The following is a 16115-nucleotide window of genomic DNA, read 5'->3' as shown; positions in this document are numbered from 1 at the left end:
CATGGCAGCCCCCCGCACGATCGCGGCGCTCGACGGCAGGCCGGCCGCGCAGCACGCGCGGCCCGCCCCGAGGCGCCGGCGATCATCCCAGTGGACGGCCCTGGCCTTCCTGGCGCCGCTGGTCGTCTACCTGCTCCTGTTCTACGCCTACCCGCTGTACCGCAACATCGAGCTCAGCCTGCACGACTACACGCCGCGCGCGTTCGTGCGAGGCGACGCGGAGTTCACCGGGCCGGAGAACTACCTGGACGTCCTGTCCGACGACACCTTCGTCCGGGCCCTGCGCAACACGGCCCTGTTCACCCTGGTGTCCATCGCCGCGCAGTACGCCCTCGGCCTGGCCCTGGCGGTCTTCTTCCACCGCGGCTTCCGCCTGTCGGTGGTGCTGCGCGCGATGTTCCTCGTGCCGTGGCTGCTGCCGCTGATCGTCTCCGCCTCGACCTGGTCGTGGATGCTCAACAGCGACAACGGCATCGTCAACGCGGCCCTGGAGGCGTTCGGGGTCGGCCAGATCAACTGGCTGACCTCACCGGACACCTCCCTGATCGCCGTCACCATCGCCAACATCTGGCTCGGCATCCCCTTCAACCTGGTGATCCTCTACGCCGGGCTGCAGAACATCCCCGCCGAGCTGTACGAGGCCGCCGGGCTGGACGGCGCGAACGCCTGGCAGCGGTTCCGGCGCATCACCTTCCCCCTGCTGCGCCCGGTGTCGGCGATCACACTGCTGCTCGGCCTGATCTACACGCTCAAGGTCGTCGACATCATCTGGATCATGACCAGGGGCGGGCCGGCGGACGCCTCCACCACGCTGGCCATCTGGTCCTACCGCGAGGCGTTCGGCACCGGGCAGCCCGACTTCTCCCCGGCGGCGGCCGTCGGCAACCTGCTCATCGTCATCGCGTTCGCGGCCGGGCTGGTCCACGTGCACCTGCGGCGCGAGGAGGGACGTCCATGACCGGGCCGGGCACGCGGTGGAAGACCGCGCTGGGGATCGTCCTGGTGGGGCTGATGCTCTTCCCGGTCTACTGGATGGTCAACGTCTCGCTCACCAAGACGAGCGACATGCGGGCCGACCCGCCCCACTGGTTCCCGTGGGACCCCACGTTCGAGGGCTACACGGCCGCCCTCGGCCAGCAACTGCCCGCCCTGGCCACCAGCCTGTTCATCGGCCTGGGCACCGTCGCGCTGACGCTGGCGCTGTCCCTGCCCGCGGGCTACTCGCTGGCCAAGCTGCGCCCGCGCGGCGGCCGGACGATCGACTTCCTGCTGCTCGTCGCGCAGATGATCCCCGCGGTCGTCATGGCCATGGGCTTCTACGCGATCTACCTCAGGCTCGGGATGCTCAACACCGTCTGGGGGCTGATCGTGGCCGACTCGACGCTGGCCGTGCCGTTCGCCGTGCTGCTGTTCCGGGCGTTCATGGCGAGCATCCCCCGCGAGCTCCTGGCGGCGGCCCAGATCGACGGCGCGAGCACCTGGCGCACGTTCCGGTCGATCATCCTGCCGCTGAGCCGCAACTCGGTGATCACGGTCTCGCTGTTCACCTTCCTGTGGGCGTGGTCGGACTTCATCTTCGCCTCGACCCTCAACCGCAACAGCGACGTGATCCCGATCACCCTCGGCATCTACCGCTACATCGGCAACAACACCACCCAGTGGAACTCGATCATGGCCACGGCGGTGATCGCCTCCATCCCCGCGGCCTTCCTCCTCGTCCTCGCGCAGCGCTACATCTCCGCGGGCGTCACCGCCGGCGCGGTGAAGGACTGACCACTCCGTGACCCGAAAGGCCCACGACATGACCGAAAGCACGACGGACGCGCATACCCGAGCCGCCTGTCCCGTGCTGCCCCCGCGCGGCCCGGCCCACCCTCTCGGGCTCGCGCAGGTGTCCATCACCGGTGGATTCTGGCACGCCCGCCAGGCCGTGAACGCCGCGGCGACGCTGGCGCACTGCGAGTCGTGGATGGAGCGCCTCGGCTGGCTGGCGAACTTCGACCGCGTCGCCGACGGGACGACCTCGCCCGACCGTCCCGGCTGGCCGTTCTCCGACTCGGAGGTCTACAAGCTCCTTGAGGCCCTGGCCTGGGAGAGCGCACGCACCGGCGATCCGGAGGCGGAGACCGCGATCAAGCGGCTCACGGCGCGCGTCGGCCGGGCCCAGGACCCCGACGGATACCTCAACACCTGCTTCGGGCACCGCGGCCGGCCGCCGCGCTACAGCGACCTCGAAGGCGGCCACGAGCTGTACAACATCGGCCACCTGTTGCAGGCCGCGGTGGCCCGGCTGCGCACCTCCGGCGAGGACGAGCTGGTACGGATCGCGCGGCGCGCGGCCGACCACGTGTGCCGGACGTTCGGCCCGGACGGCCTGCCCAAGATCTGCGGCCACCCGGAGATCGAGGTCGGCCTGGCCGAGTTCGGCCGGGCCCTGGGCGAGGACCGCTACATCGAGCAGGCGCGCCTGTTCCTGGACCGCCGCGGCCACGGGACGCTCGGGGACATCCCCCTGGGACGCGCCTACTTCCAGGACGACATCCCGATCCGGCAGGCCGACGTGTGGCGCGGCCACGCCGTACGCGCCCTCTACCTCGCCGCCGCGGCCGTGGACGTCGCGGTGGAACGCGGCGACGACGAGCTGCTGCGCGCCGTGGAACGGCAGTGGGAACGCTCGGTCGCCCGCCGCACGTACATCACCGGCGGAATGGGCTCCCGCCACCAGGACGAGGGGTTCGGCGAGGACTGGGAGCTGCCCCCGGACCGCGCCTACTGCGAGACCTGCGCCGGAGTCGCCTCGATCATGGTCTCCTGGCGTCTCTACCTGGCCACCGGCGACGTCCGCTACACCGACCTGATCGAGCGCACCCTCTACAACGTCATCGCCGCCTCCCCCGCCGCCGACGGCCGGGCCTTCTTCTACGCCAACCCGCTCCACCAGCGCGCCCCCGGCCGGCCCTCTGACCCGGACGAGGTGAGCCCGCGCGCCGAGTCGGGCCAGCGCGCCGCCTGGTTCGACGTCTCCTGCTGCCCCACCAACGTCGCCCGCACGCTGGCCAGCCTCGGCGGCTACCTGGCCACGACCGGCGACGACGGCCTCCAGATCCACCAGTACGCCCCCTGCGACATCGACGCGCGGCTGCCGGACGGGCGGCGCGTGGCGGTGGCCGTCGAGACCCGCTACCCCGACGGCGGCACCGTCCGCGTCCGGATCACGGCCGACGAGCCCGCCCCCTGGAGCCTGGCCCTGCGGGTGCCCGCCTGGGCGGACGGAGCCACGCTCGACGAGGACGGACGGGCGCGGCCGGTCACCCCGGGCCTCGTCACGATCCGGCGCGTCTTCCGGGCAGGCGAGGTCATCACCCTCGAACTGCCGATGGAGCCCCGCTTCACCTGGCCCGACCCCCGCATCGACGCCGTACGCGGCTGCGTCGCCGTCGAGCGCGGCCCGGAGGTCCTGTGCGCCGAGTCCCACGACCTCCCGCGCCCCGACGCGCTCGACGCGCTCGTGATCGATCCCCGGACGCCTCCCCGGGCGGACTCCGGCGGCGCGCGGGTGCGCGGCCGGGTGCCCGCGCACCGCGACCGGCCCTGGCCGTACGGGCCCGCGGTCGCTCCCGCCGAGGACGGCGAGTGGTTCGACGTGCCGCTGCGCCCCTACCACTCCTGGGCGCGGCGCGGCCCGTCCGGCATGCGCGTCTGGCTGCCCGTGTCCGGCCCCTGAACCCCCGTCCGCGTCCCGTGCCAGGACCAGGCAGGTCTCGGGGGTCGGTCCCGGCTCCACCCCTCATCCACCTCATCCGGCGAACCCCCAGCGAAGGAGACAGGATGATGCGCAGATCCCGGGCCTCGGCCCTCGCCGCGGCGCTGATCACCGCGGCGGCGAGCCTGATGGCCGCCGCTCCCCCGGCCGCGGCGGCCGGCGCGACGCTGACCGTCAACGTCGCCCAGCCGTTCCGGCCGGTGACCCACGCCGCCTCCGGCGGCCTGTACGGCCTGGCGGAGAACGGCAGGCCCGCCGACTCCACCTTGTTACCCATCAAGGTGAACTCGCTGACCCAGCCCGCCCCCGGCGTCGGCCAGCGCCCCAACGGCCAGCCGCCCGGCGGCGACTCCCTGCTCGTCGCCCCGCAGGCCACCCGGGTCGGCGCCGGAGAGATCATCCGCATGCCGGACATCTATCCCGACTTCCCCTACCGCTGGGTGAGCTGGGACGACTGGCTGGCGAAGGTGCGGACCATGGTCAACGCCCGGCTCGCGGCGACCACGGTCACCAACGTGGTCGGCTGGGAGCTGTGGAACGAGCCCGACTACACCTGGAACACCGCCGCCGCCGGCGCCTTCAACGACGGCTGGGTGCGCACCTACCGCGCGGTCCGGGCGCTGGACTCACTGACCCCGATCATCGGCCCGAGCACCGCGGTCTACAACCGTTCCTGGATGCGCTCCTTCCTGACCCACGCCAGGGACACCGGCACGCTGCCCGACATCATCTGCTGGCACGAACTGGAGAACCCGGCCAGGATCGCCGCCGACATCGCCGACTACCGCGACCTGGAGGCGTCGCTGGGCATCAGCCCGCGCCGCATCTCCATCAACGAGTACGCGGCGCCCGCCGAGGTGGACGTCCCCGGACGCGTCGCCAGCTACGTGGCCAAGCTTGAGCGGGGCGGCGTGGAGTCGGCGCACCGCGCCTTCTGGTACCAGTACGGCACCATGAACGGCCTGGTCGTCGACAACGACCAGCCCACCGGGACCTGGTGGCTGTACAAGTGGTACGGCGACATGGCCGGGAACATGGTCACCACGACCCCCGGCACGCAGACCGGCCTGGACGGCTTCGCCCCCTACGACCCCACCCGCAGGATCGTCAACGTGGTGTTCGGCAACGAGGCGGGCACCAACACCGTCAACCTGACCGGCCTCGGCCCGCTCGGCGCCAGTGTGCGCGTCACGCTCCAGTCCACCCCGTCCAGCGGACGCTTCACCGCCGTGACCGCCCCGACGACGGTCTCCACCACCACCCGTACGGTGAGCAACGGCGCGCTCAGCGTGTCCGTGCCGGACATGGCCGCCACCAGCGCCTACCGGCTCGTCGTCGAACCGGTCTCCGGAGTGCCCGCCTACCAGCAGCGCTATGAGGCCGAGAACGCCTCGGTGTTCCGCGCCGAGCGGCTGAGCAGCGCGAGCGCGTCGGGCGGCGGCTACGTGGGCCGCATCGACAACTCGGGCACGCCGCGTACCGACAGCTATGTCGACTTCGTGGTGAACGTGCCCACCGCGCGGACGTACACGATGACCATCGGCTACGCCAACGGCACCGGCGCCACCGCGACCCAGGGCCTGGCCTACAACGGCGGCCCCTGGACCACGGTCAGCTACCCGCCGACCTCCGGCTGGGGGCAGTTCGGCGCCACGGTCAGCACCACCGTCACGCTCCGAGCCGGTTACAACGTCATCCGCCTGGCCAAGGGCTCGCCCTACTTCGCCGGCGGCACCGGGTACGCCGAGCTGGACTACATCCAGCTCACCTGAGCACGACGCCCGCCGATCCCGTGAAACCGCGCTCCGCCCTCGGGTGGAGCGCGGCCCGGTCAGTACAGTCACAGCGCGTCGCGGCGGTGCCGGGCCGGGGGCACGTCGAGTTCCCCGGCCGGATCAGGAGTGAGGCGGCCGCCGGGGGCGGCGTCGACCCGACACACGCGGTGTCGTGGTCGTCGATCAGGGGCTGAGGTGGATCTGCTCGCCGGAGGGGACCAGGGCGTCGGTGGTGGTGCCGGCGTGGTGGACGCGGACGGGGCGGGGCGGGCCCGGCAGGTCGTTGCGTACGGTGGCCCGGGTGAGCGTGCCGTCGCGCCAGGCGAGGCCGGCGGTCCAGCCGCCGCGGCAGCGTACACCGTCGGCGGAGCCGTCGGGCCAGGCGGCGGGCAGGGCGGGGAGGAGCCGGATGGCCCCGCCGTGGCTCTGCACCACCAGTTCCAGCAGGGCCGCGGTGAGCCCGTGGTTGCCGTCGATCTGGAACGGCGGGTGGGTGCTGAACAGGTTGGGCAGCAGGCCGCCGGAGGCGGGGCCGGCGTCGTATGGGCAGGTCGCGTGGAGGAACAGCTCGCGGGCCGCGTCGCCGTCGCGGAGCCGGGCGCGCAGGGCGATCTTCCAGGCCAGGGACCAGCCCATGGCGGCAGGGCCCCGGGCGTCCAGCGACCGGGCTGCCGCCGCGGCGAGGCCGGGGGTGCGCTCGGGGTCGATCAGGCCGAGCGGGTGGACGGCGGCGAGGTGGGACAGGTGGCGGTGGTGCGGGTCGTGCTCGGGATGGTCCTCGGCCCATTCGCGCAGCCGCCCGTCGGGCGCGACGCCGGGGTCGCGCAGCCGGGGCAGGGCCGCGGCGATGCGGGCCCCGATGGGGTCGTCCAGGCCCAGGACCCGCATCGCCTCCAGGCAGGTGCCGAACAGGTCCCGGATCAGCGCCATGTCCAGGGCGGCGGAGTACGTCAGCGACTCCGGTTCGCGGCGGTGGGACAGGAACAGGTTCTCCGGCGAGGTGGACGGGATGGTGTCCAGGCGGCCGTCGGGGGCCTCGACCAGCCAGTCCAGGCAGAACTCGGCGCAGCCGCGCAGCACCGGCCAGGCGCGCTCGCGCAGGAAGACCGGGTCGCGGCCGAAGTCGTAGTGGTCCCACAGGTGCCGGGCCAGCCAGACGCCGCCCATCATCCAGATCGCCCACGACGGGTCGCCGCGGCCCATGCCCACCGGCAGCGCCCAGCCCCACATGTCGGTGTTGTGGTGCGCGACCCAGCCGCGCGCGCCGTACAGCCGCCGGGCCACCTCGGCGCCGGTTCGGCTGAGCCGGTCGATCAGCTCGAACAGCGGCTCGTGGCATCCGGGCAGGCCCGCGGGCTCGGCGGGCCAGTAGTTCATCTGGGTGTTGATGTTGAGGGTGTAGTTGGAGGACCAGGCGGGGCGCAGGTCCTGGTTCCACAGGCCCTGCAAATTGGCGGGCGGCGCGCCGGGGCGCGAGGCCGAGGCGAGCAGGTACCTGCCGAGCTGGAACATGACCGTGGCGCGCAGCCCGTCGTCGGGGCCGGCGAGGATGTCGCGCGCCACGTCGTACGTGCCCGCCCGCCGGTCCCCGATCACCAGCGTGGTGGTGCCCAGCAGGGCGCGCAGGTCGCGGCGGTGCGCGCGCAGCAGCTCCCCGGCGCCCGCCGCCGCGGCGGACTCGGCGTCGCGGGCGGCCAGCCGCAGGTGCTCCTCGCGGGTCAGAGGCTCGCGGCCGGTCCAGAAGCGGGCCGCGGCGGTGGAGCTGGCCAGCACCAGCAGCGCGTACGTCATGCCGCGCACGGTCCAGGCGTCCCCGGTGATCGACACCTCGCCGTCGGTCGCGACGCGGACGGCGAGCGCCCCGAACGGGTCGTGCCCGCCGGGGGCGGGGGCGGCGTACCGGAGGGGTTCGGGCACGTCCGGCTCGTGCGCGGGCGCGCCGTCGACGGGGATCTCGACGCCGAGCGCGAGCCCGGACGCCCCGGCCTCCCGGTGGACGACGCGCAGCGGCGAGGTCAGCTCCACCCGCATGCCGGTGGTGCCGCCCCGCACGGCGACCGCGACGCACACGGCCCGCGCCGGATGGCTTGCCCAGGTCAGGCGGCGCACGGTGCGCCCGCCGCCGAGGCCGATCTCCTCGCCGGCCACGCCGTCGTCCAGGTTCAGGGTCCGGCCCCGGAAGGCGGCGGCGCCGTCGGCCTCGGGGAGGTCCAGCCACAGGTCGGCGTACGGCAGGTACTCCTGGCCGTACCTCCCCTCGAAGGACAGCAGCAGTGCCTCGGCGCGGCGGTGGTCGCCCTCGCGCAGCGCCCGCCGCGCCTCGGCGAGCCGGCCGGGGCCCGCGCCCGTGGCCAGGACCTCCTCCAGCGCCCGCGCCGGGCCCTGCGGGTAGCCGGACCAGACCGTGGCGTCGTTGAGCTGGAGGCGGGCGCGGCGCGCCCCGCCGAACACCATGGCGCCGAGGCGCCCGTTGCCGACGGGCGCCGCCTCGGACCAGCTCGACGCGGGCCGAGGCCAGGACAGCACGAGGTCCCCCGCCCCTTCCGCCTCTGGGACGGGGCGGCCGAGATCATCCACGACATCATGAAGCGCCCTCGGGCCGTGCTCGGTCAAGTCGAGCGGCCCGGCCGCGCCGAGGCCGCCGGCCGGCAGCCGGTCAACCGCCGGTCAGAAGCCCGTCACAGGTACAGGCCGGGCTCGTCGGGGCGCGCCTTGTCCTGCTCGGGGCGGTGCTCAGGGGCCGTCAGCACGGCCGGCCGGACGTCCGGGCCGGGCTCGGCGTCGCCTTCCAGGACGGTTATGGCCAGGTCGCCGTCCTGGACGCCGACGTGGGCCCGCCGGCCGGGCTGGAGCGTGCCGTCCAGGAGCAGGCGCGAGAGCGGGTTGTCCAGCTTGCGCTGGATCGTACGGCGCAGCGGGCGGGCGCCGAAGTGCGGCTGGTACCCCTCCCGGGCCAGCCACTCCACGGCCCCGGGGCCGAGCTCCAGGGTGACGTTCTGGGCGTGCAGGCGCCGCCGGGTGTCCTCCAGCAGCAGGACGGTGATCTGGCGGAGCTGCTCGGCGTCCAGGCCGCGGAAGATGATGATCTCATCGACGCGGTTGAGGAACTCCGGCCGGAACCGCTGCGCGAGCAGGCCCAGGAGCTGGCCGCGTATCCCGGCCGCCGCCTCGCCCGGATGGGCCATGATCAGATCGGCGCCGATGTTGGACGTCATGATCAGGACGGTGTTCCTGAAGTCCACGGTACGTCCCTGCGCGTCGGTCAGCCGCCCGTCGTCCAGCACCTGGAGCAGCAGGTTGAACACGTCGGAGTGGGCCTTCTCGATCTCGTCGAGCAGGACCACCGAGTACGGCTGGCGGCGCACCCGCTCGGTGAGCTGGCCCGCCTCCTCGTAGCCCACGTAGCCGGGCGGGGCGCCGACCAGGCGGGAGACGGTGTGCCGCTCCTGGAACTCGCTCATGTCGAAGCGGACCATCCGCTCCTGCTCCCCGAACAGCGCCTCGGCCAGGGCCCTGGCCAGCTCGGTCTTGCCCACGCCGGTCGGGCCGAGGAACAGGAAGGAGCCGATCGGGCGGTCGGGGTCGCTGAGGCCGGCGCGCGAGCGGCGTACGGCCTCGGCCACCGCGGCCACGGCCTCGTCCTGGCCGATCACCCGGTGGTGCAGGTGCTCCTCCAGGGCCAGCAGCCGATCCTTCTCCTCCTGGGTGAGCTGCGCGACCGGGATGCCGGTGAGGCGCGAGACGACCTCGGCGATGTCGTTGGCGGTGACCTCCGGGACGCTCTGGCGTCCGCCGTGCGCCCGGTCGATCTGCCGCCGCAGCTCGGCGATCTCGTCGCGGAACTCCCGCGCCCGCTCGTAGTCCTCCCCCGCGACCGCCTGGTCCTTCTCCCGCTGCCGGTGGTCCAGGCGCTGCTCCAGCTCGCGGGTGTCGGCGGGCGTGGTCTTGGTGCGCAGCGCCACCCGGGCGCCGGCCTGGTCCATCAGGTCGATCGCCTTGTCGGGCAGGAACCGGCCGCTGACGTAGCGGTCGGACAGCTCCACCGCCGCGACGAGCGCGTCATCGGTGAACTTCACCTGGTGGTGCGCCTCGTACCGGTCGCGCAGCCCGCGCAGGATCTCGATCGCGTCGGCCGCGCTCGGCTCGGGCACCAGGATGGGCTGGAACCGCCGCTCCAGGGCGGCGTCCTTCTCCACGTGCCGGCGGTACTCGTCCAGCGTGGTCGCGCCGATCACGTGCAGCTCGCCGCGGGCCAGGGCCGGCTTGAGCATGTTGGCGGCGTCGATGGCGCCCTCGGCGCCGCCCGCGCCCACCACCGTGTGCATCTCGTCGATGAACACGATCAGCTCCTCGGCGTTGGCCCGGATCTCGTCCATGACCTTGCTCAGCCGCTCCTCGAACTCGCCGCGGAACTTGGTCCCGGCCACCATCCCGGCCAGGTCCACCTGCACCACCCGCTTGTTCCGGAGCGTCTCGGGCACCTCGCCGTCCACGATGCGCTGCGCCAGGCCCTCCACGATCGCGGTCTTGCCCACGCCAGGCTCGCCCAGCAACGCCGGGTTGTTCTTGGTGCGCCGGGACAGCACCTCCACCGCCTGGGCGATCTCGTCGTCCCGGCCGATCACCGGGTCGATGCCGCCCTCGCGGGCCGCGGCCGTGAGGTCCCGGCCGTACTGGTCCAGCGTCGGGGTCGTGCTGGGGCGGCGCATCGGCGTCTCGGCGGGGCCGGCCGTCTCGGCGCCGAACAACTGCGGCGTGACGTGCGCGCCGCGCAGCAGCCGCCCGGCCGTGGACTGCGGGTTCGCCGACAGGGCGAGCACCAGGTGATGCGCGCCGATGTAGGAGGCGCCGGTGGCGCGGGCCAGCTGGCGGGCGTCCAGCAGGGCCCGCTTGGCGGCCGGGGCGAGCGGCATCGGCCCCTGGCGCGGCTCGCGCCGCTCGACCGCCCGCTCCACCGCGGCGGCCAGGGCCGCCGGATCGGCCCCGGCCTGCTCCAGCATCCGCTTGCTCGCCTCCACCTGGGCGGCCGCCCACAACATGTGCTCGGTGTCCAGGTAGTCCGCGCCCCACTCGGCCGCCTTCTCGGCCGCGACCCGCAGCAGCTCGATCGCGTCCTCGCTGAGCAGGCGCCCGATGTCCACCCGGGTGGGGAACTCGGGCCGCCCCAGGCCGAAGAACCGGCCCAGCAGCTCGTCCATGGGGCCGAAGCCGTAGGGCCAGTACTCTCCGGTGGTCATGGCTGATCCTCCCTCGTCGCGGTCAGGACGGGCCGGGCGCCCGGAAATCCGGTATGTCGCCGCGCCGGCCGGCCGGCGGCGGGTTCAGCGCGTCGAGCGGCGTGTCGTCGAGCACCGCGCGCTCCGCCTCCGCCGTGTCCTCCACGGCCTCGATCCGCTCCGGCGTCTCCAGCAGGCCGAGGCTGTCCTGCTCGCCCCGGCGCCGGATGACCGTGTTGATCGCCTCGACCATCTCCCGCCGGGTGTAGCCGCCCTCGGGGATCTCGTTCAGATGGGCGAGCATGTCCGCGGTCAGGCGGACGTGGGCGGAGGCGCGGGCGTAGACCTCACGCACCGCGGCACGGTCGTGATCGCGGTACACCTCGTCCAGCGCCTGCCGCATCTCCCCCAGAAACACTTGATCAGGCATCAGGTGGATTCACCCCCCAGTTCTCCGCATCCCACCCCCCGTACCCACGGACCCGGGCAACGCACGCGCGGCGCGCGCGGATCTCGCCGGGCGCGGCGGAACGGCCCGTGACCGGGGGGTGACGGGCCGGTCGGGGAGCGGCCGCCCGCCGGCTCAGCGTTGTGGCACGCGGCCGTCAGGGGACGCCGGGCGGGCGGGACCGGAGGATGCGGGCGAGCAGCTCGGTCATGTGCTCGCGCTCGGCCGGGGCCAGGGCGGCGAACCACTCCCGCTCCCTGAGGGTCTGCTCGGCGAACGCCTCGCGCACGGCCTTCTCGCCCGCCGCGGTCAGCGCGACCACGACGGCGCGGCCGTCGCCGGGCACCGGGCGGCGTTCGACCAGGCCGGCGCGCTCCAGGGTGTTGACCGCGTTGGTCACCGCGGAGCGGGACATCGCGGCGATCCCGGCGAGGCGTACCGGCTGGGTGGGGCCGAGCAGCCACAGCTTGAACATCAGCCGGAACCCGGGGAGGGTCCAGCCGCGCGGGCGGTGGATGCGGGTCTCCAGGTCGGTGACGAGCAGGTAGGCGAGCTGGAGGAGGTGGTAGGCCAGCGCGAACGCCTCGGGATCGGCCGGGGGCGGCATGGCGGCCAGGCGCTCTCGCGCGTACGCGGCGTAGCGCAGGTCCGCGGGCTCGCCCGGGGCATCGGCCCACAGGCGCCCGGGGTCGTCCGCTCCGGTTCCGGCTCCGCTCACCGGTCAAGTCTTGCGTACCCGTAACCTGGTCGTGAATATTGTTTCGGCCATAACAACCTCGCGGTGGATCGGAGACAGCTCGTGCGCATCGTCATCGCCGGAGCCGGGATCGGCGGGCTGACCGCCGCGCTCAGCCTGCACGCCGCCGGGTTCGAGGACGTGACGGTGCACGAGGCGGCCCCCGAGATCCGCCCCCTGGGCGTCGGCATCAACCTCCTCCCCCACGCCGTGCGCGAGCTGACCGAGCTGGGCCTGGCCGACCGGCTCGACCGGATCGGCGTCGCGACGGCCGAGCTGGCCTACTTCAACCGGTACGGCGAGCCGATCTGGTCCGAGCCCCGCGGGCTCGCCGCGGGCTACGCCTGGCCGCAGTACTCGGTGCACCGGGGCCGCCTGCAGATGCTCCTGCTGGAGGCGGTGGTCGAACGCCTCGGCCCCGGCGCGGTGCGCACCGGGAGCCGGATCACCGGCCCCGGCTCGGAGGACCTGCTGGTCGGCGCGGACGGCATCCACTCGGCCGTGCGGGCGCACCTGTACCCGGGCGAGGGCCCGCCCCCGTGGAACGGCCTGGTCCTGTGGCGCGGCACCACGTACGGCGAGCCGTTCCTGACCGGCCGGTCCATGATCATGGCGGGTGACGGGACGCAGAAGTTCGTCGCCTACCCGATCGAGACGGGCGGGCGCACCCTGATCAACTGGATCGCGGAGCGGCCCCTGGAGGGCGAGGCGCCCGACCGGGGGAACTGGAACCGCCCCGCCGACCTGGCCGAGATCGGCGCCCACTTCGCCGGCTGGCGCTTCGACTGGCTGGACGTGCCGGGGATCATCGCCGGGGCGGAGGCCGCGTACGAGTACCCGATGGTGGACCGCGACCCCCTGCCGCGCTGGACGTTCGGCAATGTCACGCTGCTCGGGGACGCGGCCCACGCCATGTACCCCATCGGCTCCAACGGCGCCTCCCAGGCGATCATCGACGCCCGGGTGCTGGCGTACGCCCTCGCCCACGGCGACCTGGACGCCTACGAGGCGGAGCGGCGGCCCGCCACCACGGCGCTGCAACTGTCCAACCGGCGGATGGGCCCCGAGATCGTGATGAAGCTCGCCCACGAGCGGGCCCCCGGCGGCTTCGACGACATCGAGAAGGTCATCCCGTACGACGAGCGGGCCGGGATCGCCGCCTCCTACAAGAAGACGGCCGGCTTCGACGCCGCCTCGCTCAACGAGCGCCCCTCCTGGAGCGTCGCCCGCCGTCCCGAGCCGAACCGGAGCACCGCGCTGTGAACCTCGTCCCGCTCGCCGCCTTCCATGTGGAGCTCGACCCCATCCTCGACCTGGGCGAGTCGCAGTGGGGCCGCCGCCGCGTGATCAACATCGTGGGCGGCACGTTCGAGGGCCCGCGCCTGTCGGGGACCGTGCTGCCGGGCGGCGCCGACTGGCAGATCCTGCACCCCGACGGCATGGCCAGCATCGACACCCGCTACACGCTGCGCACCCACGACGGCGCCCACCTGTACATCTCCACCAGCGGGGTGCGGCACGGGCCGCCGGAGGTGCTCGGCCGCCTCGCCCGCGGCGAGGAGGTGGACCCGTCGGAGTACTACTTCCGGCTGTTCTGCCGCTTCGAGACCGGCGACCCGCGCTACCTGTGGCTCAACCGCACGCTGGCGGTGGCCTCCGGGGCGCGCACCGCCACCGCCGTCCGCTACGACGCCTACGCCGTGACCTGACCGGCCGCCCCCGCCCCCCACAGGAGCCCAGGATGCCCACGCTGAACCGGCCCCCGCTGCGCGTCATCGTCGAGCACGACTCCCCCATGCCGATGCGCGACGGCACGATCCTGCGCGGCTCGGTGCACCGGCCGGAGGAGGGCGGGCCGTTCCCGGCGCTGCTCGTGCGCACGCCGTACGGGGAGGGCACGTTCCGGATGATCCCGGTGATCCCCGCCCTGGAGGCCGGGTTCGCGGTGGTGCTCCAGCACTGCCGGGGGCGCGGGAGCAGCGACGGCGAGTTCCGGCCCTGGCTGGACGAGGGCGCCGACGGCCACGACACGATCGCCTGGATCACCTCCCAGCCCTGGTCCAACGGCGAGGTGGTGATGAGCGGGATGTCCTACCTGGCCGGGTGCGCGCTCCAGGCGGCGGCGACGCGCCCGCCGGGGCTGAAGGCCGTGGTCGCCTCGATGACCCCGCACGACTTCCACGACGGGCTGAAGTACCACGGCGGGGCGTTCGCGCTGGGCTCGGCGCTGAACTGGGGCGCGATGCAGGCGATGCTCGGGTTGCAGCACGCCGAGGAGGCGGGGGAGGACACCGGCGCCGGGTTCGCGGCGCTCCTGCCGGTGCTGGGCGACCAGGCCGCGGCGGCGCGCACCCTGCCCGTCGGCTCCATCCCCGGCATCCCGTGGTGGCGCGAGTGGACCTCGCACCCGGAGCGCGACGCGTACTGGGAGGGCCTGGCCGAGACCCTGCGGCACGACCGGATCGAGGTGCCGGTGATGCACATCGCGGGCTGGTTCGACCTGTTCCTGCCCGGCGTGCTGGAGAACCACCGCCGCCTGGGCGGCCCCCTGGTCATCGGCCCCTGGTCCCACCTGACGCCGGGCGGCTCGGGCACCGGACGGCTGGACTTCGGGCCGGCGGCCTCGGCGCAGGCGATCGGGCTCGAACGGCGGCAGCTCGCCTTCCTGAAGGGCGAGGACACCGGCCCCGCCGTGAAGATCTTCGTCATGGGCGACGACGTCTGGCGCGACGAGGAGTCCTGGCCGCTCGCCCGCGCCGTCGAGACCCGCTACCACCTGCACACCGGCGGGCTGCTCAGCCCCGAACCGCCGGCCTCGGACGAGCCGGCGACGTTCACCTTCGACCCGCGCGACCCGGTCCCCACGACCGGCGGGCCGACCCTGCTGGCCGACCCCACCAACGTCGGCCCGCAGGACCAGCGCGACGTGGAGCTGCGGCCCGACGTGCTCTGCTACACCACCGGCGTGCTCGACGCGGATGTCGAGGTGACCGGCCCGCTCTCGGTGACCCTGCGCGCCGAGACCTCGGCCACCGCCACCGACTGGACCGCCAAGCTGGTGGACGTCCACCCCGACGGCCGGGCGATGAGCGTGATCGACGGGATCGTCCGCACCACCGCGCCCGCGGGGACGTTCACCGTGGACCTGGTCGCGACCAGCCAGGTCTTCAAGGCCGGCCACCGCATCCGGGTGCAGATCTCCAGCTCCAACTTCCCCCGCTTCGACCGCAACCCCGGCACCGGCCGCCCCGCCGCCGAGGCCACCGAGGCCGACCTGGTCGTGCAGCACCAGAAGGTCTTCCCGGGCTCCTACATCACCCTGCCGATCGTCCCGCGCTGAGCGGGCCGGTCCCGCGCAGGGCGTCGGAGACGGACTTGGCGCCGCCGTGCGCGGTGTACCCGCCGTCCACCGGGATCTCCGCGCCGGTGATGTAGGAGGACTCGCCGGAGATGAGGAAGACGACCAGGGGCGCGACGTCCTCGACGGTGCCGGCGCGGCCGAGCGGGGTCTCGGCCAGGGTGGCGGCGCGGAAGGCGGGCGCGGCCGAGGCGGTCATCGGGGTCTCGATGAACCCGGGGTGGACGGTGTTGACCCGGATGCCGCGCGGGCCCAGCTCCAGGCTCGCCGCGGCCGACAGGCCGCGCAGCGCCCACTTGCTGGTGGTGTACGCCACCGGGTAGTGCGCGGTGAGCGCGGCGGCGGAGCCCACGTTGACGATCGAGGAGCCCGGCGGCATCAGCGGCGACAGGTGCTGGATGCCCAGCAGCGGGCCGGTGACGTTGACCGCGTGGACCCGGGCCAGGTCGGCCTGCGTCACCTCGTCCAGCCGGGCCCGCCAGGTGATCCCGGCGTTGTTGACCAGGCCGTCCACCCGGCCGTGGGTCTCGCGCAGCCATCCGGCCAGCTCGGCCCAGGAGGCGGCGTCGGTCACGTCCAGGCGGCGGGCGGTCACGCCGGGCCCGTACGGCCGCTCGGGCTCGGCGACGTCGGCGGCGACGACCAGCGCGCCCTCGCGGGCCAGAGCCGCGGCCTCGGCGGCACCCTGGCCGCGCGCCGCGCCGGTGACCACGACGACCTTGCCGTGGACCCTGCCGTGGTCGGGGTCCATAGGATCCCTCCGTTCCTTCCGGTACGTGTTCCTGCGGTGCGTGCCCCCAACCCTGGAGCAGGCCGCGC

General features: G+C 73.8%; 12 protein-coding genes. 7 read left to right on the top strand and 5 right to left on the bottom strand.

The annotated features are described in order from the left end of the window. Position 1: 1 nt before the first annotated feature. The 4 genes from HNP84_RS16670 (at position 2) to HNP84_RS16655 (ending at position 5535) form a co-directional block, all read left to right on the top strand. On the top strand, positions 2 to 958 hold the full coding sequence (locus HNP84_RS16670) for a carbohydrate ABC transporter permease (protein ID WP_185050620.1): 957 nt from the start codon (positions 2 to 4) through the stop codon (positions 956 to 958). Next, positions 955 to 1773 (top strand): carbohydrate ABC transporter permease, encoded by an 819-nt coding sequence (locus tag HNP84_RS16665; protein WP_185050619.1) that lies wholly within the window; start codon positions 955 to 957, stop codon positions 1771 to 1773. Before HNP84_RS16670 ends, HNP84_RS16665 begins: the two co-directional genes overlap by 4 nt. A 28-nt stretch (positions 1774 to 1801) precedes the next feature. Beyond that, positions 1802 to 3724, top strand: a complete 1923-nt coding sequence (locus HNP84_RS16660; protein WP_185050618.1) for a glycoside hydrolase family 127 protein — start codon at positions 1802 to 1804, stop codon at positions 3722 to 3724. A gap of 104 nt (positions 3725 to 3828) precedes the next feature. Next, a complete protein-coding gene (locus tag HNP84_RS16655; protein WP_246518211.1) occupies positions 3829 to 5535 on the top strand; it encodes a carbohydrate-binding protein in 1707 nt (568 codons plus the stop codon). Positions 5536 to 5721: 186 nt separating this feature from the next. Here HNP84_RS16655 and HNP84_RS16650 read toward each other — a convergent pair whose 3' ends face one another. The 4 genes from HNP84_RS16650 to HNP84_RS16635 all read right to left on the bottom strand — a co-directional run bounded on the left by HNP84_RS16650 (position 5722) and on the right by HNP84_RS16635 (position 11920). Next, entirely contained in the window at positions 5722 to 8064 is a 2343-nt protein-coding gene (locus tag HNP84_RS16650; RefSeq protein ID WP_221336325.1) for a glycosyl hydrolase family 95 catalytic domain-containing protein, read from the bottom strand. 152 nt (positions 8065 to 8216) lie between these two features. Further along, complete coding sequence (locus HNP84_RS16645) at positions 8217 to 10775, bottom strand: ATP-dependent Clp protease ATP-binding subunit (protein WP_185050616.1); 2559 nt, start codon at positions 10773 to 10775, stop codon at positions 8217 to 8219. 22 nt (positions 10776 to 10797) lie between these two features. Beyond that, on the bottom strand, positions 10798 to 11184 hold the full coding sequence (locus HNP84_RS16640) for a hypothetical protein (protein WP_185050615.1): 387 nt from the start codon (positions 11182 to 11184) through the stop codon (positions 10798 to 10800). A 175-nt stretch (positions 11185 to 11359) separates the two neighbouring features. Continuing rightward, a complete protein-coding gene (locus HNP84_RS16635) occupies positions 11360 to 11920 on the bottom strand; it encodes a MarR family winged helix-turn-helix transcriptional regulator (RefSeq protein ID WP_312925000.1) in 561 nt (186 codons plus the stop codon). A 63-nt stretch (positions 11921 to 11983) separates the two neighbouring features. On the opposite strand from HNP84_RS16635, the gene HNP84_RS16630 reads away from it, so the two are divergent. The 3 genes from HNP84_RS16630 to HNP84_RS16620 are packed head-to-tail and all read left to right on the top strand — an operon-like array spanning position 11984 to position 15278. Then, the gene (locus HNP84_RS16630) at positions 11984 to 13201 is read left to right on the top strand and encodes a flavin-dependent oxidoreductase (RefSeq protein ID WP_312924999.1); all 1218 of its coding nucleotides are present in this window, start codon (positions 11984 to 11986) and stop codon (positions 13199 to 13201) included. Then, positions 13198 to 13647 carry a DUF3237 domain-containing protein gene (locus HNP84_RS16625; RefSeq protein WP_185050614.1) on the top strand — a complete coding sequence of 150 codons (450 nt, stop codon included), beginning with the start codon at positions 13198 to 13200 and terminating at the stop codon, positions 13645 to 13647. The genes HNP84_RS16630 and HNP84_RS16625 overlap by 4 nt, the downstream gene beginning before the upstream one ends. Before the next feature lie 32 nt (positions 13648 to 13679). Then, on the top strand, positions 13680 to 15278 hold the full coding sequence (locus HNP84_RS16620) for a CocE/NonD family hydrolase (protein ID WP_185050613.1): 1599 nt from the start codon (positions 13680 to 13682) through the stop codon (positions 15276 to 15278). Here HNP84_RS16620 and HNP84_RS16615 read toward each other — a convergent pair. Beyond that, entirely contained in the window at positions 15253 to 16047 is a 795-nt protein-coding gene (locus HNP84_RS16615) for an SDR family NAD(P)-dependent oxidoreductase (RefSeq protein ID WP_185050612.1), read from the bottom strand. The genes HNP84_RS16620 and HNP84_RS16615 overlap by 26 nt on opposite strands. Between the last annotated feature and the right edge of the window lie 68 nt (positions 16048 to 16115).

It is taken from the genome of Thermocatellispora tengchongensis (assembly GCF_014202315.1).
GTDB lineage: Bacteria > Actinomycetota > Actinomycetes > Streptosporangiales > Streptosporangiaceae > Thermocatellispora > Thermocatellispora tengchongensis.
This window is presented reverse-complemented; position numbering and strand designations above follow the sequence as displayed.